The 22,329-nt window shown below is 61.6% G+C and carries 20 protein-coding genes, 1 other RNA gene and 1 pseudogene; 11 read left to right on the top strand and 11 right to left on the bottom strand.

What is annotated here, in order from left to right; genetic code table 11:
* Positions 1-27 precede the first annotated feature (27 nt).
* From hflC to V6617_RS07065, 4 genes and pseudogenes are all read right to left on the bottom strand, one after another.
* Positions 28-891, bottom strand: a pseudogene (gene hflC, locus V6617_RS07080) (protease modulator HflC); the annotation flags it as partial.
* The gene (gene hflK / locus V6617_RS07075; protein ID WP_338609998.1) at positions 891-2,000 is read right to left on the bottom strand and encodes an FtsH protease activity modulator HflK; all 1,110 of its coding nucleotides are present in this window, start codon (positions 1,998-2,000) and stop codon (positions 891-893) included. The pseudogene hflC and the gene hflK, both read right to left, overlap by 1 nt.
* A 164-nt stretch (positions 2,001-2,164) precedes the next feature.
* Positions 2,165-2,674 carry a dihydrofolate reductase gene (locus V6617_RS07070; protein WP_338609997.1) on the bottom strand — a complete coding sequence of 170 codons (510 nt, stop codon included), beginning with the start codon at positions 2,672-2,674 and terminating at the stop codon, positions 2,165-2,167.
* A complete protein-coding gene (locus V6617_RS07065; protein ID WP_338609996.1) occupies positions 2,671-3,153 on the bottom strand; it encodes a GNAT family N-acetyltransferase in 483 nt (160 codons plus the stop codon). The genes V6617_RS07070 and V6617_RS07065 overlap by 4 nt, the downstream gene beginning before the upstream one ends.
* 169 nt (positions 3,154-3,322) lie before the next feature.
* Here V6617_RS07065 and V6617_RS07060 point away from each other — a divergent pair, with 169 nt between their 5' ends.
* Both V6617_RS07060 and greA read left to right on the top strand, forming a co-directional pair.
* Entirely contained in the window at positions 3,323-3,619 is a 297-nt protein-coding gene (locus tag V6617_RS07060) for a hypothetical protein (protein ID WP_338609995.1), read from the top strand.
* A 95-nt stretch (positions 3,620-3,714) separates the two neighbouring features.
* Complete coding sequence (gene greA, locus V6617_RS07055) at positions 3,715-4,197, top strand: transcription elongation factor GreA (RefSeq protein WP_338609993.1); 483 nt, start codon at positions 3,715-3,717, stop codon at positions 4,195-4,197.
* Positions 4,198-4,284: 87 nt separating this feature from the next.
* Here the strand turns inward: greA and V6617_RS07050 are convergent, their stop codons facing one another.
* Genes V6617_RS07050 through V6617_RS07040 form a run of 3 tightly spaced genes read right to left on the bottom strand, consistent with a single transcriptional unit; the run spans position 4,285 to position 6,388 of the window.
* On the bottom strand, positions 4,285-4,617 hold the full coding sequence (locus V6617_RS07050) for a MazG nucleotide pyrophosphohydrolase domain-containing protein (RefSeq protein WP_338609992.1): 333 nt from the start codon (positions 4,615-4,617) through the stop codon (positions 4,285-4,287).
* Entirely contained in the window at positions 4,614-5,573 is a 960-nt protein-coding gene (locus V6617_RS07045; RefSeq protein ID WP_338609990.1) for a DUF4424 domain-containing protein, read from the bottom strand. Before V6617_RS07045 ends, V6617_RS07050 begins: the two co-directional genes overlap by 4 nt.
* Positions 5,574-5,593: 20 nt before the next feature.
* Complete coding sequence (locus V6617_RS07040) at positions 5,594-6,388, bottom strand: thymidylate synthase (RefSeq protein ID WP_338609988.1); 795 nt, start codon at positions 6,386-6,388, stop codon at positions 5,594-5,596.
* A gap of 83 nt (positions 6,389-6,471) precedes the next feature.
* Between V6617_RS07040 and ssrA the strand changes: the two genes are divergently transcribed.
* The 3 genes from ssrA to V6617_RS07025 all read left to right on the top strand — a co-directional run bounded on the left by ssrA (position 6,472) and on the right by V6617_RS07025 (position 7,617).
* Positions 6,472-6,828: a transfer-messenger RNA gene (ssrA, locus tag V6617_RS07035) on the top strand.
* A 69-nt stretch (positions 6,829-6,897) separates the two neighbouring features.
* On the top strand, positions 6,898-7,398 hold the full coding sequence (locus V6617_RS07030; protein ID WP_338609987.1) for an SspB family protein: 501 nt from the start codon (positions 6,898-6,900) through the stop codon (positions 7,396-7,398).
* A 6-nt stretch (positions 7,399-7,404) separates the two neighbouring features.
* Positions 7,405-7,617 (top strand): ribbon-helix-helix domain-containing protein, encoded by a 213-nt coding sequence (locus tag V6617_RS07025; RefSeq protein ID WP_338609986.1) that lies wholly within the window; start codon positions 7,405-7,407, stop codon positions 7,615-7,617.
* Here the strand turns inward: V6617_RS07025 and V6617_RS07020 are convergent.
* Positions 7,600-11,250 carry an AsmA family protein gene (locus V6617_RS07020; RefSeq protein ID WP_338609985.1) on the bottom strand — a complete coding sequence of 1,217 codons (3,651 nt, stop codon included), beginning with the start codon at positions 11,248-11,250 and terminating at the stop codon, positions 7,600-7,602. The two genes, V6617_RS07025 and V6617_RS07020, sit on opposite strands and share 18 nt — an antisense overlap.
* Before the next feature lie 294 nt (positions 11,251-11,544).
* Between V6617_RS07020 and V6617_RS07015 the strand changes: the two genes are divergently transcribed.
* Entirely contained in the window at positions 11,545-13,188 is a 1,644-nt protein-coding gene (locus V6617_RS07015; protein ID WP_338609984.1) for a chloride channel protein, read from the top strand.
* Positions 13,189-13,271: 83 nt separating this feature from the next.
* Here the strand turns inward: V6617_RS07015 and V6617_RS07010 are convergent, their stop codons facing one another.
* A complete protein-coding gene (locus V6617_RS07010; protein ID WP_338609983.1) occupies positions 13,272-14,156 on the bottom strand; it encodes an aldo/keto reductase in 885 nt (294 codons plus the stop codon).
* 278 nt (positions 14,157-14,434) lie between these two features.
* On the opposite strand from V6617_RS07010, the gene V6617_RS07005 reads away from it, so the two are divergent.
* Entirely contained in the window at positions 14,435-15,013 is a 579-nt protein-coding gene (locus V6617_RS07005) for a TetR/AcrR family transcriptional regulator (RefSeq protein ID WP_338609982.1), read from the top strand.
* Positions 15,014-15,084: 71 nt separating this feature from the next.
* Entirely contained in the window at positions 15,085-15,660 is a 576-nt protein-coding gene (locus tag V6617_RS07000) for a DUF308 domain-containing protein (protein ID WP_338609980.1), read from the top strand.
* 219 nt (positions 15,661-15,879) lie between these two features.
* On the opposite strand, the gene V6617_RS06995 is transcribed toward V6617_RS07000, so the two are convergent.
* Complete coding sequence (locus V6617_RS06995) at positions 15,880-16,329, bottom strand: GNAT family N-acetyltransferase (protein ID WP_338609978.1); 450 nt, start codon at positions 16,327-16,329, stop codon at positions 15,880-15,882.
* A 261-nt stretch (positions 16,330-16,590) separates the two neighbouring features.
* Positions 16,591-18,774 carry an esterase-like activity of phytase family protein gene (locus tag V6617_RS06990; RefSeq protein ID WP_338609977.1) on the bottom strand — a complete coding sequence of 728 codons (2,184 nt, stop codon included), beginning with the start codon at positions 18,772-18,774 and terminating at the stop codon, positions 16,591-16,593.
* Between the two features lie 214 nt (positions 18,775-18,988).
* Here V6617_RS06990 and V6617_RS06985 point away from each other — a divergent pair, with 214 nt between their 5' ends.
* Genes V6617_RS06985 through V6617_RS06975 form a run of 3 tightly spaced genes read left to right on the top strand, consistent with a single transcriptional unit; the run spans position 18,989 to position 22,218 of the window.
* On the top strand, positions 18,989-21,313 hold the full coding sequence (locus tag V6617_RS06985; protein WP_338609976.1) for an ATP-dependent helicase: 2,325 nt from the start codon (positions 18,989-18,991) through the stop codon (positions 21,311-21,313).
* 6 nt (positions 21,314-21,319) lie between these two features.
* Positions 21,320-21,880, top strand: a complete 561-nt coding sequence (locus V6617_RS06980; RefSeq protein ID WP_338609975.1) for a hypothetical protein — start codon at positions 21,320-21,322, stop codon at positions 21,878-21,880.
* A gap of 17 nt (positions 21,881-21,897) precedes the next feature.
* The gene (locus V6617_RS06975) at positions 21,898-22,218 is read left to right on the top strand and encodes a heavy metal-binding domain-containing protein (protein WP_338609974.1); all 321 of its coding nucleotides are present in this window, start codon (positions 21,898-21,900) and stop codon (positions 22,216-22,218) included.
* Positions 22,219-22,329 lie beyond the last annotated feature (111 nt).

Genomic DNA, 22,329 nt, shown 5'->3' with positions numbered 1-22,329 from the left:
CGTCGGTGCCGGGAAGTCGGGCAATTCGCCGTTCGAACCGAAATAGTTGAAGAACGCCGAGTCCGGCGAGAGCACCATGGTGGTGTTTCCATCGGCCAGCGCGTTGCGATAGGCCTCCATCGAGCGGTAGAACTCGAAGAAGGACTGGTCCTGGGAATAGGCTTCGGCGAACAGACGGTTCTGCTCGGCGTCACCTTCACCGCGGATGATTTCGCTGTCGCGATTGGCGGCCGAAACCACCTCGACCGCCTGACGGTCGGCGATGGCACGCAGGGTTTGTGCCTGCTCCTGACCACGAGCGCGGATCAACGCGGCTTCCGCATTACGCTCGGCCTGCATACGCTCATAGGTCTGCTGGGACACTTCCGGCGTCAGATCGGTCACCAGAACGCGCACGTCCACGACCTCGATGCCCAACTCGGTCATGTCGGTTGCCACCAGATCGCTGGCTTCACGCATCATTTCCGAACGCTGTTCGGAAAGCGCCGCATCGAACTCACGCAGGCCGTAAACGGCACGCAGAGCCGATTCCAGACGGGTTGCGATACGCTGTTCGGCAAGCTGAAGGCTGCCGAGCACCGTCTGGCGGAACCGGATGGGATCAACGATACGGTAGGTGATGAAGGCATCGACGATATAGAACTGGCCGCCCGAAACCTGCAGGCGGATACGTTCCAGGTCGTAGCGCAGAAGGCGCTTGTCGATATATTGCACGGTTTCCACGAAATCGGTCGGAACCTTGAAGTAAATCCCCGGATCCTGGATTTCGCGCGTGATTTCGCCGAAGCGCATCACGATGGCCTGCTCGCGTTCGTTGACGATGAACAGCGAAGAAAACAGCACGTAGGCGGCAATGACCACTGCGACGATTGCTATGATGAGCCTATTCATTACTGGCTACCTCCGCTCTGGAGGGTGGACCCGCTGCTTCGCAGTTCGGGCAGCGGCAGATAGGGGATGACCCCCGAACCCTGGCCACCTTCGAGCAGCACCTTCTCGGTTCCGCCCAGAACCTCTTCCATCATTTCAAGGAAGATGCGCTGGCGGGTGACCTCTGGCGCGTTGCGGTATTCGTTGTAAACGGAAACGAAACGCGCCGCCTGGCCCTCGGCCTCGTTGATCACGCGGTCACGATAGGCTGCGGCCTCTTCGCGGATCGCTGCGGCCTGACCACGCGCGCTACCCAGAAGGGTGTTGGCGTATTGCCGTGCTTCTTCCTGGAAACGGTCTTCGTCCTGCAGCGCGCGCTGCACTTCGTCGAACGCATCGGCAACTTCGGCCGGCGGTGCCACGTTTTCGATCGAGATGTTGGAGATCGTCACACCCACGCCATAGCTGTCGAGAATGTTCTGGGTGATCTGCTGCACCTCGAGCGCGATCCCGGTACGATCGTCACGGAACACGTCCTGCGCCGTACGGCGCCCGACAACCTCACGCATCGCGCTTTCGGCGGCCTGGCGCACCATTTCGTCGGGGTCGCGAACCTCGAACAGGTAAAGCCGCGGATCGGCGATCCGCCACAGGATCGAAAAGCTCATGTTGACGATGTTCTGATCGCCCGAAAGCATCAGCCCGCTATCGCGGTCATTGGTCGTTCCCGTGCCCACGCGCGTCTGGTTTTCCGTTGTGGACGCACGCTCGACGCGCTCGATCGGCCACCAATGGAAATGCAGGCCCGGACTGGAGAATTCGTCCTTGGGCTCCCCGAACAAAAGCTCGACGCCCACTTCGTTCGGCGCGATGGTATAGATCGACTGGCTGCCCCAAAAGACCAGCGCCGCCGCAACGACACCAATCACCAGCCAGCGCCCGCCGCCGGGAATATTTCCGCCGCCGCCGAACTGCTGCCGGCCGCGTGCCAGAATGTCCTCGAGATTGGGAGTGTTGTTTCCCCCGCTGGGACGGCGTGGACCGTTACCGCCACCACCTCCGCCCGGCGCCTGGCCCCATGGACCGCCGCTGCGGCTCCGGCGGCCGCCCCTATTGTCTTCCCACGGCATTTCGTCCCTTTCGGTTTGTCGTGAAAGTGCTTTTGCTTATTGATGTTTTATATAGGGAACCATGGCTCCCCGATCAATGGAAACCGGGTGCGGCACGAAGCACCTTGGGCCATGGTAAACGCGATTTTGACCGCGCCGTGATCGCACACGGCGTTCGATCTCTGTCAGCGTCGCTCGTATACCATGGTCACAAAGCGCGCGCTGTCTTTTTCCCCTGGCACGATTTCAGGCAGCACCGTGCCCACCCAGGCCGCCGGATCGATCTGGGGAAAGAACGTATCGCCGTCCGGCGCGGCGTCGACATGGGTGACGTAAAGCCGATCCGCCAGCGGCATGGCGGCCCGATAGATCTCCCCGCCCCCATTGATGAACAGCTCATCCACCCCGTCACGCTCGGCAATCTCGCGCCCTCGCGCAATCGCCTCTGACAAATCGCCGAACACCTCGACACCCTCGGGCGCAAAATCGGCGCTGCGCGTCACAACGATATTTGTCCGCCCCGGCAAGGGCTTGCCGATGGATTGAAACGTCTTGCGCCCCACGACCAGCGGCTTGCCCATCGTCGTGCGCTTGTAGAACGCAAAGTCGGTCGGCAGCCGCCAGGGCAGATCGCCCGCCGCCCCGATCGCCCCGTTGCGCCCCACCGCCGCGATCATCGCAACCACCACGCTCATGACTTGCCCGCCAATGCGACAAGGTCCGCCCCGCTCACCCGGCACACCGTCCATTCGTCCAGCATCAGAGCTCCTTGCGCCTTGTAAAATTCTATCGCTGGCGTGTTCCAGTCCAGCACCCACCATTCGAACCGCCCCAGCCCTTCGTCGATGCAGCGTCGGGCCAGATGCGCCAGCAGCGCCTTGCCGATCCCCTTCCCCCGCACCTCGGGGTCAACAAACAGATCCTCGAGCCAGATGCCATGCCGCCCCTGAAAGGTCGAGAAGGTATAAAACCATAGCGCGAACCCCACGGGCTTGCCGTCAAGTTCGGCAATCTCGCAAAAGGCCCTGGGGTTTTCGCCGAACAATTGCGCGCCGATCTGCTCGACAGTCGCCTCGACTTCATGGCCGAGCTTTTCATATTCGGCGAGCTTGACGATGAAATCGAGCACCAGAGCTGCATCGTCGGCAACCGCCATCCGGATATCGGGTTTCATCGTCCTGCCTTGACCTGCCGCCGGGACCATCACATGGCGCGATTCCAGTTCGCGCGGCAACCGCGACATCCAAGCACCGGCTTGACGCTCACATGCTCGTCCGCCAGGAACCTCCGCCCGTTCGCGGCGTTGGACTGTATCTCGCCCGAAGCCATGAAGGGACAGCACAATGACCGATCCGCAAAGAGGCCCGGTGCGCGGAGCGCCCGTGCGCAACCTCGCCATCGGCATTCTGGGCATCCTTGCCATCCTCGCCGTTGTCTATGTGGGATTTCTGGTGTTCTTTGCAGCCAGCGAGCCCGAGCGCGCCGACAACCCCGCAGAAATCGGCAGCTCAGAGGTGCCAAGCGAAGGTGTCGCGGTGCCCGATGGCGGCGATCTGACCAACGAGCCGACCCAGGCCGCGCCCGATTCCCCGGCCCGCACGCTGGAAAACATCGAAAGCTCCGGGGCCGCCGACCCGTGAGCGAATGGGCCGCGACGGCCTTTTAACCGCCGCCGTCAGACCCCACATGATCTGTGTGGTCTATTCATTGCGTAACCCCAAAGGAGTGCGCCAGATTGAGCGTTGCGTTCACCAAGGAAGAAAGTGCGGAAACGGCATCGGAAACCCTGTTGCCCGATCGCCCCATTTCGCCCGAACCCAACCTTGTGACCGAGGCGGGGCTTAAAGCCCTGCACGATCAGCTCGACGCTGCCCGCATGGCCTATAACACCGCCAGTGCCATCGAAGACGTCAACGACCGCCGCCGCGAAGCGGCCAGCCCGTTGCGGGACCTGCGCTATTTCACCCAGCGCGTGCGCACCGCCCAACTCATCCCGGCACCGGTTCAAACCGATACCGTCGCATTCGGCAGCACTGTCACCTTCAGCCGCGACGACGGTCGGATACAGAAATACCGCATAGTGGGCGAGGACGAGGCCGATCCCAAATCAGGATCGATCTCCTATGTCTCCCCCCTCGCCCGCGCTCTCATGGGCAAAACCGCAGGAGACATCGCAAATCTGGGCGACAAGGAAATCGAGATTATCGAGATATCTTAGGCGGCGGCATCCCAAGGGAGGGCCGAACCGCAGGCCCGCGCCAGCGAACATGGCCGTTTGCGGACCGCGATCAGCCAGTTACACAACCTACGCCAGATACCGAAACCACTTGCGCTCCAGCGCCGTGGTCAGGTCGATGCCGTTCTGTTTGGCAAAGATCAGCAGCATCGCCAGGACATCGGCGGCTTCATCCTCGAGCGCTTCGCGCAGCCCATCTTCCGACTCGCCCTCGCGGCGCCCCCGGCCGGTCGTTTTCAGAAACGCTGCAACCAGCTCGCCAGTTTCCTCGGAGAGTTTCAGCGCCGCCCAGTCGCGATCCCGATCGATGTCACATCGCGTGGCATAAGTGTCCGACACCTTCCCCACCGCCTGCGTCAAAGCCGCGAGTTGCGCCCGCGCCGCATCCTTATCCGGTCTCAATAGTCGTCCCTCCGCACCACGAACAGCACCTCGATATCCTGCCAGGGGTAGAAATCCTCCTGCACCATCTCGAAGGTCGTCGGCCCGGTCTTGGTAACGCCCTCGCCGCAGAACGAGACGAAATTGTCCACGCTGCCCTTGTCGACGGTCAGCCGGAACGTGCCGATCGAATTTGCCCAGTTGGCGCCCGACGACAAAATGTAGGTAAGCCAGCTTTCGGTGAACGGCGCCGACCACGGCTCGTCCGGGCTGGTCAGCGTGCGTTCCACCGCCGCCACCAGATCATCTTCGAGGCAGTATTTTTCCTCATACTCGGCCCGCTGGCCATATTCGGTGTCGATGAAGGTCGCCGCCACCGTCCCGCCCAGCCCGGGCGTGTAGCGGTGGCTCACCTCGACGATCTCACCCGCCGGAAACACCGCTTCCCACAGATAGGCCGATTTCAGCGTCCAGTCCGGCGAATAGCGTCCGGCTTCATCATAGGGATAAGGCCCCAGCGCCCCGATGCTCACCAGCATTTGCTTGTCCGTTTCGGACAACGCGTTGACAGCATCCTCGGTCGAAAGCAGATGCGGCGCCAGCGGCACGCCGAGCTTCTGCAACGCCTTTGTACGGTCTACCCCCAGCGCGAAAACCGACTGGTGCAGTTCGGCCTCCACCGGCCGTCCGTCAAACGTGGTCGAAAAGCCAAAGACATTTTCAGGATCGTCGGTCGGGAAACCCGCCATTTCATAGGGCGAACTCTCGATATCGGGCATCGGAAACGCCACGAGGACATGCTGATCGGTATCGGTCAGATTCTCGAATTCATAGGTAACCCGAACCGCGTCCATCGAGAGATAGAGGTCCTCGCTGAGCATGCGCACGTTCTCGTTCTGCGCAAATTGCAGCCCGCCAACCCCCACAGTGGCCATCGTATCGTTGCCATGGGCGGGGAGCGCCAGCCCAAAAGCCATTGCTCCGATCACCCATGCCTTCATACTGCCACCTGTGCCTTGATGTGCGGATCGGGGTCATACCCGACGATCTCGAAATCCTCGAACGCAAAGTCGAAAATGGAACCGCGCCTGGTAACGATCTCCAGCCTCGGCAGCGGCTTGGGCGAACGCTCAAGCTGCGTCTGGGTCTGCTCGAAATGGTTGTGGTAGATATGAGCGTCCCCCAGCGTATGGACGAAATCGCCCACCCCCAGCCCGGTCACCTCGGCCATCATATGGGTCAAAAGCGCATAGGATGCGATGTTGAAGGGCACGCCCAGAAAGATATCCGCCGAGCGCTGATAGAGCTGGCAGGAAAGCTTGCCGTCGGCGACATAGAACTGGAACAGGCAATGACAGGGCGGCAGCGCCATATCGTCCACTTCCGCCGGGTTCCAGGCTGAAACGATGTGACGCCGGGAATCGGGCCTGGTCTTGATCTGGTTGACCAGATTGGCGATCTGGTCGATATGGCGCCCGTCCGGCGCCGGCCAGCTGCGCCACTGGCTGCCATAGACCGGGCCGAGATCGCCGTTCTCGTCGGCCCACTCGTCCCAGATCTTGACCCCGCGCTCCTGCAGCCAGCGCACATTGGTGTCCCCGCGCAAAAACCACAAAAGCTCATAGACGATGGAACGGATATGGAGTTTTTTCGTCGTCAGCAGCGGAAAGCCTTCATTGAGGTCGAACCGCATCTGATAGCCGAAAACCGAACGGGTCCCCGTCCCGGTCCTGTCGGCCCGGTCCACCCCGTTTTCCATCACATGGCGCAAAAGGTCGAGATACTGCTTCATTGTGGGCCAATGTTTATCGCGATTCGCGCGGCCCCGGCGCACCGATCCCGCATCGCGATTGTTTTTGCACCCTTTGTTCGCACCCCCTTTTCATTGGGGTCCATGGTCCTTATATTGAGCGTGCCGGCAACGGCTATGGCGATAAATTGCCATCGTAATAAACCCATCGGACCCGGGGGCAGTACCCGGCGCCTCCACCAAAAACCCTCTTCTTACAGAGGCTTATGGGGGCGAAACAGGATCGACGAGGGCGTAAAGGGTGTGTTTTCGCTCGGCATGGTACCACCGTTATCGGACTAAAACTTATAGTTGCTAATGACAACAATAAGGCTCCGGTCGCTCTCGCCGCGTAAGCGGTGCGAGAACTGGGAATTGAAGTCCTACGCTCCTAGCCGGGTGTAGGCGGGGTCCGCAGGCACCTGGCAACAGAAGCCTGCATTTCTCTTGAACCCCCGCGCAAATTCAGGCTGTTATGGGCTCAATGAGAATCGCTTAGGGAGCCGCCGTAAATGGCACAAGACCACATCCGCTACGACATTTTGGCCCAGGAAGCCCTGCGCGGCGTCGTACGGAAAGTGCTGAGCGAAGTTGCTCGCACCGGCCTGCCCGGCGATCACCACTTCTTCATTTCCTTCGTGACGCAAGCCCCCGGCGTGCGCCTGAGTCAGAAACTGATCTCTCAATACGACAAGGAAATGACCATCGTCCTCCAGAACCAGTATTGGGACCTGAAAGTCTCCGAAACCGGTTTTGAGGTCGGTCTTTCGTTCGACGGCGTCAACGAGACCCTGCTCATTCCCTTTTCGGCCATCAAGGGCTTTTTCGACCCCTCGGTCCAGTTCGGTCTCCAGTTCGAAGTCGCCGAGACACAGGCCGGTCCGCGCATTGTGGCCGACCCCGATGATCCAGAGAGTGACGACATCGCCGATCTGGCCGAAACCGACGAACCCGCCATCGAAGAAGAAAGTGGCGAAAAGGTCGTCAGCCTCGATTCCTTCCGCAAGAAATAACCGACGGTGCGCAAGCGCTCGCTGACCATTGCCGGCCACCGCACCTCCATCGCGCTCGAGCCCCCCTTCTGGGAGGCGCTGCAGTCCATTGCGCAGGCGCGTGAAATGTCCCTGCCCAATCTGATTGCCGAGATAGACGAAACGCGCGAGGATTCAAATCTGTCCTCGGCCATCCGCGTTTTCGTTCTGGCCTGGTTCCGTTCAGCGGCCGGGCGTTAGCGCCTGCAGGTCCAGCGCGCCCGGCGGCAGCACCGTAAACGACGAATTGATATCCTCTCCCGCGCCCGGCCCCGCCTCCGGCTCCGGCTCCGGCTGTGATGATGGCGCAGGCTCGGGCTGTGAAAGCTGCTCCTCAAGCTCCTGAAGCTGACGCTGCTGCTCTTCGATCTGCAACCGTTCGGCCTCTTCCTGCTGTTGTTGCAACAGCAATTCGGTCTGCCGCCGCGCCTCTTCCTCCATCAGCCGTGCCTGCTCTTCGGCCGCGGCGCGCTGGCGCGCCTCCTGCTCGGCCCGCAATGCCTCGAGCTCATCGAGCTCGATTTCATAGGCCCGCATCTGGATCGCATCGACCATCGGTCCCAGATCCAGGCTCCGCTCGGGCGCAAACAGCGTCCCCTCGATCCCCAGCCCGATCCGGCCCGTGGTTTCGGTAATCAACCCGTTGCCGGCCAGCGCCCGGGTCAGCGCCAGCGTCCAGTCCGCTTCGAGCGTTCCGGTTTCCACATCGAGGCTGCCCCCGCCCACCAGCCTGGCGTCACCACCGTCGATGGCAATGTTGGCGATCCGCGCCACCCCGCCGATCAGCCGCACCAGTCCGCCCGCGTCCTGGCTCTCGAACGGCCCCGATTGCAGCGCCGTCGCAACCAGAATTTCCAGTGCCTCGGGCTCGATCTCGATGAGATTGTCCACATTGGCCGCCGCCTGAAACGCGTCCGGCGACAAGCCCTCGATCCGCAGGTCCTCGACCGAAAAACTGCCCTCTCCGTTCAGCGATCCGGCAAAGGCCCGATAGCTGTCTCCGCTCCCCTGAAACTGCATTCCAAGGGTCAGGGTGCCGCCCAGCACGTCAGCCGGCGTATCGGGCAGCGCCGCATCGATCGCAACGCCATTGAGCGTCAACCGCCCGCTCAGGCTCTTGTCGGCCAGCGCCGAGGCACAACATGCCGTTGCGTCGAGCTGGATCGTGCCACCCCCGAATTCGCCAAACAGGCCGCGCAGCCCCACATCCTCTTCGCCCCACGCATAATCGAACGCCAAAGCTTCGATCAGCCGTTCTTCGCCCGCCATCAGCACCGGCGCCGTAATGGTGATCCGCCCCCGCGTCGTCCTCTGGTTTGCCCCCAGATCGACCGGGCCGTCGGGCCACAGGCCGGGCGAAAAATTGATCACGCCAGCCGGCCCGGCCAGCATGGCGGCCACCGTCTCGACGTCGATCCCATCGAACCCCAGCGACCCTGTCACAACCGCTGTTTCCCGCTGCGCCGCATAAGACAGCGTACCGCTGATCGCCCGCTCTGCGGCACTGGCCGAAATGTCGGACAGCGTCACGCTCTCAGTGCCCACAAAACCGATATCGGCCTGCCCTTCGAGCCCGGGAAACCACACGCCCTGCGCGCCCGCCATCTCGGCCAGCGCAACCCCGTCCGCAAACAGGAAAGAGGTCTCCCCCTCGCCCCGGATCGAGCCTGGATCGGCCAGTTGCAGCGTGCCGGAAAAATCAATCCGCTCTCCGCCGCCCTCGAGCGAGAAATCGGCATCCATGTTGCCCTGTGGGTTGCCCTCCAGCCGGGCGCTGGCAATCGCGCCATCCTCTCCGGCAATCAGCGGCGCCAGCCCCAGCTGGTCGAGCAATTGCGTGCCGCTTCCTGCCGCCGCCTCAAGCGAAACCACCAGATTTTCACGCCCCAACCCACCTATGCCTCCGGTCATGTCCAGCCGCCCGGAAACCTCACTCACCCCGGCCCGGCCATCGAGCGTCAAAATCTGCACGCCATCGCGTCCGGGCGCTTCGAGAACCACCGACATTTGCGCGGGAAGGCTGCCCGACACAGCCTGGCGCAACGGATTGTCCTCGCCCGTCAACAGCCCGACCGCGGGAGCATTCGATGCAATCTCGATACGGCCTTCGCCCGCGACCACCGGCGCCGCCAGCGTTCCCGACAGCCGGCCCGTGCCCTCGAACCCGACCCCGCCATACGACCCGACAGCAAGACTTTCGAACTCGAGCCCCTCCGCGCTCCAGGCCGAACGCAGCGAAAGACCTTCGAGCCCCAGCCCCTCGACCCGCGCCGCATCCACATCGAGGTCGAGCCGCCCCTGCGGGAAGCTCAGGCCAAACGCGCCTGCCGGATCGATCGGCGGCAGCAGCGCCAGCAACGCCGTGCTCTGGCGCGCGTTGAGCGCCGACAGCCCTGCGGTGACCTCGAGCGAAGGCGCATCCCCGAACCGCATATCGCCCGATACCGTGTGAACCGTCTCGTCAAGCACCAGCAACCCGTCGATAAACCGCAGCCGGTCGTTGACCAATTGCACCCGCCCGTTGAGCGAACCGCCCATACCGAACAACGGATTGCCCTCCCCGGCCCGTTTCCAGAGCAGCGAGAGTGCATCGAGCCGCGGCGAGGCCATTGACAGCGTGCCCTCGAAGGCCGGCCAGCCCGCCGCCCGACCCAATTGCCCGGTCAGTTTCAGCGTCGTGTCTCCTGACAGCCGCCCCGAAAATTCCTCGACTTGCCAGCTCTCGCCATCGCTCGTGGCGTCCAGCCGCACGTCGCGCACCGCAACGCCGCGCACCGAAAGCTCGTTGATCGCCATGGCGATCCGTCCCGGCAGCGGCGGCATCAAAGGCTCGGGCATGCCGCGCAAAAGCCGGACGATTTCGAACGGCTGGGCGCCCTCGTCCGTCACCGCCCGTGGCTGGAGCGCGACCACGCCGCCCGAAACCGTAGCGTCAAACGCCGGCTCCGCCCCAAGGCTCAGCGTCGCCTCCCCGGTCAGCCGGGTTGCCGTCTGGTTCTCGTCGGGCAGCAGCACGAACTCGGAAAGCGCGATCCGCTCGGCATCGGCAATGAGCGGGCTTTCCAGCGTCATCCCCCCGACCACCACTTCACCCTGATCGGCTGGCGGGGCCTGCCGATAGGTCAGTGTCCCTTCAAGGCTCGGCGCTCCTCCCGTATCCAGCAAGCCCTCGGCGGTCACCGAAAACGCCCCGCTGGTCGGCCGCACAAAGGCACTGACCTGCATCTGCCCGGCCGCATTCATCGCCGATGTCGAAGCCCGCACGCCATAGGCCGTGCCCTCATGGACGGCCTGCCCCTCGATGGCGAACGGCCCGCGAACGCCCGTCAGCGCCATATCGCCATTGAAACCGTCAGCCCGCCAGCTCTCGCCGCTGCGCAGATCGGTCAGCCGCACCACGCCATCGGTCAGCTGCGCATTGGCGATCGACACATTGGTGACCGTCGCCGATTGCGCCAGCGTGATCGGCGTCTGCAATTGCCCCTCTTCATCGATCACCAGATTGAGTTCGGGCTCGATCAGCCGCAATTGGGTGACGGTGAACCGGTCGCGCAGGAAATCCATCAATGACAGATCGGCTTCGATCAGCCGCGCCGACCCCACCGGCGCCTCCGCCGGCCCAAGCCTTGCATTCTCGAAATGCATGCGCGGCTGCGGCAGCAGGGTAAAATCCATATCGCCGGCAATCTCGACCTCGACCCCCAGCGCCTCGGCCGCCATCTGCTCCATGCGCGGCTTATAGGCGTTCCAGTCGATGAACCACGGAACGACAAAGGCGCCCCCCATGAAAAGGATCGCGATCAAACCGATGGCGATGTAGATGCGATTTGCCAAGCCGTTGGCGTCCTTTTACAAAGTCGATGGAAGATTAATTTGAGATCGGGACCCAAAGGGCCGCGAAGCGAACAGTTGCAGACTTTTCCGGTTCGATCTCACGCCAAGACAGCGGCCCAATTTCCCATTCCGATTCAACCAAGCGGTATTGGACCTTAGGCATATCGCCCCGCCCCGTCACCCGGCTTATCCCGCCTAAGTTCAAGATTTCACAACCTGTATGCGGCAAGTTGCCTTGCAGATGCAAACGCAGCACCTTAAGCGGGTCCGCTTGATGCCAAACCAGGAAGCTCCATGACGACGCCGGTGAAAACGGCCAAGCAGATCTATTTCGTCACCCAGCGCTGGGTCCGCCCGCATCTGGCGAGTTTTTTCGCCCTGCAACAGCCCCGCCTCTGGCTTCTCGCCATCCTGCTCGGCCTGATCGGCGGCACCCTCGGCATCGCCTTCCGCCTCGCCATCGGCTTTGTCCAATGGATATGGATGGGCACCACCAGCGAACAGGTCCTTACATCCCTCGCCACGCTACCCTGGTGGTGGCCGATGATCGGTCCAGTGGGCGGTGGCATCGTCGTGGGCATTATCCTTTATTTCTGGCGCCCGCTGGGCCGCGCCGGCGGCGTCGCCGACGTCATCGAGGCCCGCGTGCGCGAATCATCGGCCCTCACCTTTCGCGGTGCCACGGTCGCAACGCTGGTTACCGCCATCACGCTGGGCTCAGGCGGCAGCGGCGGGCGCGAAGGTCCGATCGTTTACTACGCCGCCGCCGCATCCAAACTCGGCTTCCGCATCTTCCGCCTGCCCGCCGCCGCGCGCCGCATCGCGCTGGCCTGCGGCGTGGCCGCCGCCATATCCTCTTCGTTCAACGCCCCCATCGCCGGCGTCCTGTTCGCCCATGAAGTCATTCTGGGCCATTTCGCCATGAGCGCCTTCGTGCCGCTTGTTATCGCTTCGGTGGTCGCCGCCATCATCTCCCGGCTCTGGTTCGGCGAGGCGCCTGCGTTCGTCATCGATCCCGACGCCATCACCATTTCGTCCTACCTCGAAATCCCCGCCTTCGCCCTCTTGGGCCTGGTCTGCGCCGCCGTCGCCATCCTGTTCCAGACCGCGCTGATCGGTGGCGATTGGCTCTCCAAGCGCAGCGGCACCCCCGTCTGGGTTCGCCCCGCCATCGGCGGACTGCTTGTCGGGCTGATCGCGCTCGCCTTCCCCCATGTGCTCGGCGTGGGCTATGAGGCCACCGACATGGCGCTGGCCGGCTCGCTCGATCTCTGGCTCATGCTGGCCCTCATCGTTGCCAAGACCGTCGCCACCACCATAACCCTCTCCTCGCGCGCCGGCGGCGGCGTCTTTTCACCCTGTCTTTATCTCGGCGCCATGACCGGGGGCGCCTTCGGCATCATCGCCACATCGGTCTTTCCCGATATCGCCTCCTCGGTCGGGCTTTACGCCCTGATCGGCATGGGCGCCGTCGCCGCCGCGGTGCTCGGCGCCCCCATCTCCACCGCCGTGATGATTTTCGAATTGACCGGCGGTTTTGCCTTTTCCATCGCACTGCTGCTCGCTGTCGGCATTGCCACGGGCCTGTGCCAGGCGGTCATGGGCCGCTCTTATTTCCACTGGCAGCTCTATACGCGCGGCATCATGCTCGAAGAAGGCCCCCACAAGCACGCCGCCCAGTTCATCCGCGTCCGCGATTTCCTCCGCCCCCTGCCCGAAGGCGAAGACACCAGTTTCGACATCGCCTCTGGCGCTCCCTGGCTGCGGCCCACCGAAACCCTCGAATCCGCGCTCAAAGCCTTCGACGCGAGCGAAGTTTCCCACCTGCCGGTCATCGAAACCAGGACCAACGCCATAATCGGCCACGCCCACCACGTCGACGCGCTTGCCAGCTTCAACAAGGCTCTGGTCGCCCATTCGCGTGAAGAGCACAGCTAGAGCATGTCCTCGACGCGATCGGGGATGGAAACGGTCTTGCGGTTCGGACACGCGACAAAACAAGGGTCTAGCGCGTCCTGAGTTCAGGCCTCTGGAATTTCGCGATTGAAGGTTTCGAGCGTGATATCGTCGGGGTTCGGGCCACCGCGCTGGTTGGCGTTCAGGGCATCGATTGCAGCCAACTCGTCACCCGAAAGCTCGAAATCGAAAATCTCGAAATTTTCTGCGATGCGCGCCGGCTTCACCGATTTCGGAATGACCGAACGCCCCTGCTGCACGCCCCAGCGCAGCATGACCTGCGCGGCCGATTTACCGTGCGCTTGTGCTATGGTCAGTATCGCCGGATCGTCCAGCGTGCTCTGGGAAAAGCCCGGACGGTAAAAGGTAATCCCGCCGATCGGCGCCCAGGCCTGCGTCACGATGCCAAGCGCGGCATTTCGTTCCTGCGCTTCGCGCTGCTGGAAATAGGGATGAACCTCGATCTGGTTGAGGGCCGGCGTCACCTCGACCTCGGCCAGCAGCCGCTCGAGGTGGTGAGGCATGAAATTGCTCACCCCGATGGCCCGCACCTTGCCATCCGCCAGAAGGGTTTCGAGCGCCCGGTAAGCGCCCAGCGTTCTGTCGAACCCGCGCGGGAACGGCTGATGAAGGATGAGCATGTCGATCTGCTCGACGCCCAGCTTGCCGGCACTCTTTTCAAAGCCGTGCAGCGTCTCCTCATAGCCGTAGTCGTTGATCCAGATCTTGGTCTCGATGAAAATCTGCGACCGCTCGATCCCCGAAGCCCTGATCGCCTCTCCCACGCCGCGTTCGTTTCCATACGCCGCGGCGGTGTCGATATGGCGGTAACCGACGCGCAGCGCTTCAGCGACCGCTGTCTTGGTCTCATCGGGTGGCGTCTGGAACACGCCAAATCCCAGCGCGGGCATCGTGACACCATTGTTCAAGGTAAAATCGGGTACCGCCATTTTTCATTCTCCTGCTCGGAAACATCGTCATTGTCCGACATGGTGCCCTGGTGCTGTGATTGTTAGATGCGCGTCGACCTGTTTGCCTATTGCCGACAGAAAATCTGGCCGCATCGACCAAACAGTGCCGGCATCATCGGGTCGACCGGCCCTGTCACACAAAATACAGGCAATGATACCGGGTGCCCCTGTGATACCGCGCCGGCCTGTCGAGACACGGTCGCATCCCCCCAATAGGTTCTCTTGACAAACTACCTAGTAATAGGTAGATAACTTTCATGACCAAGCTTTCCTCAACCGCCACCGACATTCTTGATTGCGCCCAGACCCTGATCATGGCGGGTGGATACAATGGCTTTAGCTATGCTGACATTGCTGAAGTGGTCGGCATTCGCAAGGCGAGCATTCATCACCATTTCCCGAGCAAGGCTGATCTGGTCCGCGCGCTTGTCTCGCGCTACCGCGAAGATGCGCGCGCCGGCTTCGCCGCGCTCGAACGGTCTGCCGCCGACCCGCGCGAGCAGCTCTCGTTCTACCTTGGCTACTGGCAGAAATGCCTGTCGGACGGCACCGCGCCGATTTGCATCTGCGCTCTGCTGGCCAGCGAATTGCCGGTCCTGCCGCCGCAGATTGCGGCCGAAGTGCGCCTGCACTTTGAAACGCTGTCGAGCTGGCTGGCCTCGGCCTTGCGCCGCGGCGCTCAAACCGGTGCCTTTGAGCTTTCGAGCTCGCCTGAAGCGGAGGCCGAAGCATTTTTGGCGACTGTGCATGGCGGGATGCTCTCGGCCCGGGTGAACAGCGACCCGAAACTGTTCACGACCATTACCACCGCCTTGCTGGCCCGTTTCCTCAAATAGCCAACCGACAGCACCACGCCCTGACTCTAACCCAAACGCCCCTTCCGTCCTACCAACTAGTAGATAGAAAAATGACCGCACAAATCGGAACTGAACCTCACGCCTCCCACAACCGCTGGCTCAAACGATATTACCTCGTCCGGGCTGGTTTTTCCGTGCTCTGGGTGGCATCCATCCTGACCATCGGCCAGCAGGTACCCGTGCTCGGGGCCGCCTTGCTGGTGCTCTATCCCCTTTGGGATGCAGCAGCCAATTACCGCGACGCGGCCCGCAACGGCGGCCTGAACGCCAACCGCACCCAGGCGCTCAATCTCTTCGTCAGCGCCATCACGGCCGTGGCCGTACTGGCAGCACTGCAAATAAGCCCGAGTGCCGTTCTCGCGGTGTTCGGCGCCTGGGCCATTCTGTCCGGTCTGCTTCAACTCGCAACCGCAATAGGGCGCTGGAAGTCTTCAGGGGCTCAATGGGCAATGGTCCTCAGCGGCGGACAATCGGCCCTCGCCGGCGCATTTTTTCTCTTTCAGGCGCAACAGGCCGTCCCCGCTCTCGCCCCGACACTTGCCGGCTATGCAGGCTTCGGCGCAATCTACTTTCTCGTTTCAGCGATTTCCCTGTTCATCGCGCACAAGACGCCCAGACCGGCCTGACCGACGGCGAAAGTCCAAGGCTGCCCGGCCGGTCACACCCAGCCGGGCAGCCTCCACAAATTCAAATCCCGAACCATCGCAATTTCAGCCCCTCCGGAAAGAGCACAGCCAAGCGTCACATCCCGAGACTGCATTGGGGGCGGCTTTCAGACTGCCTGTTGTTGGCGGGCTATGGGGAGATCAGGTCTGCCGGACGGTGACTTCACCGCCCGACAAACGTTAGCCGATCAGCCGTAAGCGTGCATTTTCGAATGGGTAGCCTTCATCGTCAGTCGGGCGTCGAGAAAGTTCCTGAAAGCCTAGCGCACTATAGAAGTCCATCGCCTGCAGGTTACGAGTGTAGACTTCAAGGGAAAGCTCACCCTTCAAGCTCAGCGCGTGCGCGACGAGATGGCGTCCAATTCCCATCCCTTGCCGTTCCGGAGAAACAAACAATCCTCCGATAAACGTTTCCAGCAGGCTGATGAAGCCGGCGGGTTGATCGCTCAAAGTCGCAACCCATGTTTCAGCGCCTGGCAGATATCGCTCTTCAATAAGCGCCCGTTGATCCATCAACCGGCTCTCGCCGATAAAAGGATGAACAACAAGTGAGGCTTCGAGCCAGATGCGGGAAAGCTTATGGGTGTCCGACGCCTCGAAAGGCCGGATTACAACGTCCTGATTCTTCATGAGAACTCCGAAGAAAGCATATGCAAAGAGGTCCGGCGACCATTCGTTGGTGCCAGGCGATACCGCTGTTTGCGGCTACGATCACGAGCCTCTGCGCATAAATCTCCTTCTGCAGTTGGTCGGCTTTTAAGACGCCGAGGATAACCGGTCAATGTTAACAACGGGCTCGCAACTCGCCGATCCGCCCACAATCCACCCCACACAAAAAAGAGGCCGAACCCAAAGGTCCGGCCCCTTCACAATCTCTCTTAACCAGCAGGCTTATTCGACAGCGCCGATCGACCAGAAATTGGTCTCGCCCGAGCTGTCGTCCACACCGTCATTGTCGGTCACGACCCAGCCGATGCCGTCGGCATCGATGGCAAAGCCTTCGACCTTGTCGAGAACGTAGCCATTGAGGGCTTCAAGATCGGGGATGAAGTCGCGGACTTCTTCCTTGGTGACCACCGGTAACTCGCCGCCGATCTGAGCACCGACCAGTTCGGAAACCGGCACGCGGTAGAGCTTCTTGAGTTCGGCCTTTTCGGCGATCTGGTTGTCGCGCTCGACGATATAGGCGTAATCACCATGGATGGTGATTTCCGAAAGACCCACCCAGGCGCCTTCAGCCGGCGTTTCGAGCGGATAGTGCACGGCACCCCATTCGCCCGTGGAAGGGGTATAGGAAACCAGCTTGGTCATGCCCGCTTCGTCATCGCCCCATTCGCGCTGAATGGCGATCCAGAGCACCATGTCCTCGCCCGTACCCACCGAGCTCACACCTTCCGAACCGAAGCGGATTTCGTTGGCCAGCAGCGAGTCCGGGAACGACACTTCCTCAACGATCGCACCTTCTCCATCCACGTGATAGAGCATGTGCGCGATGTCGCGATCCGTCCGGCCTTCCGAGGCCAGCCAGAACCCGCCTTCGCCATCGAGCGTGATGCCTTCGAGATCGAGCGCTTCGGCCGCTTCACCGTCACGGGTGACCAGCATTGCCTCGGTGATCATGGCCGGCGTCTGCGTCGCATCGATCGTATAGATGGTCGGCATCATCGAGAGATAGCTGTCGTTGACCGCATAGAGCTTACCCGCTTCATCCGCATCGGCGACAAAGCCCGAAAGCGCCACCCAGCCGATCGGGGTGCCATCGTCGTTCATGGCCGACACGATCTGCGGATAGTCGGGCGCTTCGACGTCCTGGCGCTCGAAGATCATGACGTGCGAACCGGCAAGCCCGTCTTCACGCAGATCTTCTTCATTGGCCGTCGCGATGATGTTGCGCTCGGGGATCGCCACGGCGCTTTCCGGTCCCATGCCCGAGGGAATGGACTGGATATATTCGGGTTCACCATCGGTGGCGCGGTAGATGGCGATCAGCGAGGAGCGTTCCTGCATCACGAAGATAAGCGTGTCATCGCCGAAGCTCGCCACTTCCATGCCTTCGGGTTCGATGCCCTTGTTGTCCGAGCGCCCCTCGGGATAGTGCCCCAGGCTCGCGGTGATCATTTCCATCGCCGCGCCCGATTCATAGGCGACCGAACCGTCCTTGTTATAGATGGTAAAACCGCGCGACCCGCCATTGTAGTCGCCCTCGTTCGAGGCAACGAAATGGTCGGCGTCGATCCATTTGACGGCGTCCGGCTCGCGCAGGCGCGCATCCTGGCTCTCGGTGAACGAGAGCACGCCGTCGTCTTCGGTGTCGATGCCCGCCAGATCGGTCGAACCGGCCGAAAAATCACTGATGACTTCGCCCGAATTGCCATCCATGATAACGAAGTGGTTGTTCTCCTGCATGGAGACGACCAGTTCGTTGTTCTCGTTGAAATCGGTGAACTCGGGCTCGGGATCGCTCGGCGCGATGTCGGCCAGGCCGGTCACGTCGACTTCGATCATCGAGTCACAATCGAGCCCTTGGTCGCTGGTCGAAAACAGAGTCACGTTCCCGGCGGGAAGCTGCGGGATTTCCCCGTCGTTGAGGTCTTCGTCGCGCTCGTTCTCGATCGCCACGGCCAAAAGCGTGCCGTCTGGCGATTTGGCAACGGAGTCGGGCTGGCCCGAAACGTCGCAGGTCGCAACGATTTCCTTGCTGGCCATGTCGATGACGGCGACGTGGCCCGAAGGCGCCACGAAGCTCTCCGAAGTGTTGACGCCGGCAAAGGCGTAGTCGCCGATCACCACGACCGAAGTCGGCTCACCGTCCACTGTGACGTAGCCGGCAGCGGCCGGAGCGGCCGGGTCGGTGATGTCGACGAACCCGATGCCGCCACCGGGGCTGTCGGAATAGACAAGCGTCATGCCGTCTTCGGAGGCCGATATGATTTCCGAGGATGTCGCTTCGGCCTCTGGCGCATTGTCTGCGACCGGAAAGCTGGCGATGCGGTTGAAATATTGCGCCTGCGCTGGCATGGCCGCGCTGGCGAGCAGCCCGGCAGCAAGCGCCGCGAGCAAAGTCGATTTGGTCATTGCAATCCCCTTGTGCGTGAAATGATCACGCCGGGCGTCTTAGGCCGCCTCGACAACACTTCTGTGACAACGCCGAACTGGCCTGTGCATATACTTTTGCCGTCATCGGACCTATATATTGACCACTAGAACAAAATGAGATTCGAGCGCCGCCGGCAAAAGCGTACCCCGTTTTTCGGTTCGGCGGCGCGAGCAGGGAAAAAACGCAACCTATATGTCAGCCGCCCCGCCCCATCGCCCGCAAGGCCCCATCACCTCCCAGTTCGCCGCGCGTGAGCCCGCTTATCTTGCCGGGCTCAACGCCGAACAACGCGAGGCGGTACAAACAACCGAAGGCCCCCTGTTGGTCCTCGCCGGCGCCGGCACCGGCAAGACCCGCGTCCTGACCACCCGCATCGCCCATATCCTTGCCACGCGAAAAGCCCGTGGCAACCAGATCCTCGCCGTCACCTTCACCAACAAGGCCGCCCGCGAGATGAAGGAGCGCATCGGCAAGCTGGTCGGAGCCTCGGTCGAGGGCATGCCATGGCTTGGCACCTTCCACTCCATCGGCGCGCGGCTGATCCGTCGCCACGCCGAACTGGTCGGCCTGCGCCCCGATTTCACGATTCTGGACACCGACGACCAGATCCGTCTGATCAAGCAATTGCTCGCCGCCGAAAACATCGACGAGAAACGCTGGCCGGCCCGCCAGTTCGCGTCCATGATGGATGGCTGGAAAAATCGCGGCCTGCTGCCCAAGGACATCTCCCCGGCCGATGCCGGGTTCTTTGCCAATGGCAAGGGCCAGAAGATCTACAAGGACTATCAGGCCCGGCTCAAAACATTGAACGCCGCCGATTTCGGCGATCTCCTCCTCGAAGGCATACGCCTCTTCAAGGAAAACCCCGAAGTCCTCGCCCAGTATCACGACCGCTTCCGCTACATGCTGGTCGATGAATACCAGGATTCCAACACCGCCCAATATATGTGGCTGCGCCTCCTCGCCCAGTCCCGCGATGGCATCAACAGCTCCAACATTTGTGTGGTCGGCGATGACGACCAGTCGATCTATGGCTGGCGCGGCGCCGAGGTCGACAACATCCTGCGTTTCGAAAAGGACTTTCCCGGCGCCAGGATGATCAAGCTCGAGCGCAATTACCGCTCGACCTCCAACATCCTCTCCGCCGCCTCCCACCTGATCGCCAACAACGAATCCCGGCTGGGCAAGACACTCCAGACCGATGTTGGCGAAGAAGGTGAAAAACTCTCGGTAACTTCAGTCTGGGACTCAGAAGAAGAGGCCCGCCAGATCGGCGAGGAGATCGAACAGTTCCAGCGCCAGGGCGACCCGCTCGACGACATGGCCATCCTCGTGCGCGCCTCCTTCCAGATGCGCGAATTCGAAGAACGCTTCATCACCTTGGGCCTGAACTATCGCGTCATCGGCGGCCCGCGCTTTTACGAGCGCAAGGAAATCCGCGACGCGCTGGCCTATCTGCGCATCGTCGCCCAGCCCGCCGACGATCTTGCCCTCGAACGCATCGTCAACACCCCCAAGCGCGGCCTCGGCGACGCCACCCTGCAGATCGTCCACGACACCGCCCGCGCCGCCCAAATTCCCCTCCTCGCCGCCATTCGCGAGTTGACCGAAACCGAGGAATTAAAGCCCAAACAGCGCTCGACCTTCCGCGGGCTGGTCCGCCAGATCGACGATTGGGCCGACCGCTTGCGCACCATCCCCCATCACGAACTGGCCGAACAGATTCTCGATGAATCCGGCTACACCGCCATGTGGCAGAACGACAAATCCGCCGACGCCCCCGGACGGCTGGAAAACTTGAAAGAACTCATCCGCTCCATGGAAGAGTTCGAAAACCTCGGCGGTTTCCTCGAACACATCGCGCTGGTCATGGACCGCGATTCCGGCGAAGGCGGCGATGCGGTTTCGATCATGACCCTGCACTCGGCCAAGGGCCTCGAATTCAACACGGTCTTTCTCCCCGGCTGGGAAGAAGGCCTGTTCCCCCACCAGCGCGCCCTCGATGAATCCGGCCTCGCCGGCCTCGAGGAAGAACGGCGCCTGGCCTATGTCGGCATCACCCGCGCCCGCAAGCGCTGCCGCATTTCCCTTGCCCAGAACCGGCGCATCCACGGCCTCTGGCAATCCGCCATCCCCTCGCGCTTCCTCGACGAACTCCCCGCCCAGGTCGTCGAAGTCACCGACACCGGGTCCTCCTACGGCGGCTACACCTATGGCGGCCGCGCCACGACCCGGTTTGATAACCGCGACCCCTTCGAAAGCGTCTATGAAACCCCCGGCTGGCAACGCGCCCAGCGCCAGCAATCGGCCCGCAAAGGCCCCGGCCCGGTCACCATAGACGGCGACCTCGTCGCCCGCTCCTCAGGCCCCTCGGCCGCCTACGGCGTCGGCGAACGCGTCTTCCACCTCAAATTCGGCTACGGCATGGTGACCGCCGCCGAAGGCAACAAGCTCTCGATCGATTTTGAAAAGGCCGGGCCGAAAAAGGTGTTGGATAGTTTCGTGAAGAGGGGGTGATGTGTAATGGCTGCTTGGGCTTATGACGTTCTTAAGAGCGAATTTTTTTGGGGTATTATCCTTGGCCTCTTTCTGTCCTATTTTGGGGCTCTAATTCAGTCGAGAGCGATAAAAAAAGCGCACATTGGTCTTCAGAAAGAGGATATCAAAGCTCTTGCAATAGATCTGGTTCGGAACATCAAAAGAGTTACCGACGACATTGCAGAAGCCAGACGAAGAAACCGAGCCATTCATCAAGACTTGCTTGCTCTACTCGATGTAGAAATTGGAATATTTGGAAGGGTTCGCGAGCAAACAATTCGACTACCAGACGATCTGCGCTCAGACCTGAGAAAATTTGTAACGGATTGTGCACTGCGAAAATATGAAGCTAGCCAAAAGCTTAGCACGTTTTACGAACAAAACGACCTTTCGAAGCGGCTAGAGGTTAATGGCAGCCTCGAGGAAAGTACAGGCGCTAAGTCCGCAGCCAATATTGCTTTATCTGAGGCGAATAGGGCCATCGATGATCTTGTGGTCACAGTTGATAAGGCAGATGGGCTTGTGGCAAGACTAAATACAATTTAGCTGGATATGAAGTAACCATGATCATCACGACCACCAACACCATAGAAGGCCGCCCCGTCCGTGAGTATCTCGGCCTCGTCGTCGGCGAAGTCATCATCGGCGCCAACATCTTCCGCGATCTGTTCGCCGGCATCCGCGACATCGTTGGTGGCCGCGCCGGCTCGTATGAAAACGCCATGCGCAGCGCCCGCACCGAGGCGATGGCCGAGCTTGAACAAGAAGCGCGCGCCCTCGGCGCAGACGCCGTGATCGGCGTCGATCTCGATTACGAAGTGGTCGGCGAACGCGGTGGCATGCTCATGGTCTCGATCTCGGGCACCGCAGTCAAACTGGGCTGAAGCCGGCCCAATTGCGGCAGCAACAAGATTTCTCTTTGACATCGATCAACACGCGGAACCGCCGGGCCCAGCAAAGTGTTTTGTCTGCATACACTTCAGCCCAGCGGAGTC

The organism is Pelagibacterium nitratireducens, from assembly GCF_037044555.1.
GTDB classification, from domain to species: Bacteria; Pseudomonadota; Alphaproteobacteria; order Rhizobiales; family Devosiaceae; genus Pelagibacterium; species Pelagibacterium nitratireducens.
Note: the sequence above shows the minus strand (reverse complement) of the source record. Positions and strands in the feature narration are given on the sequence as shown.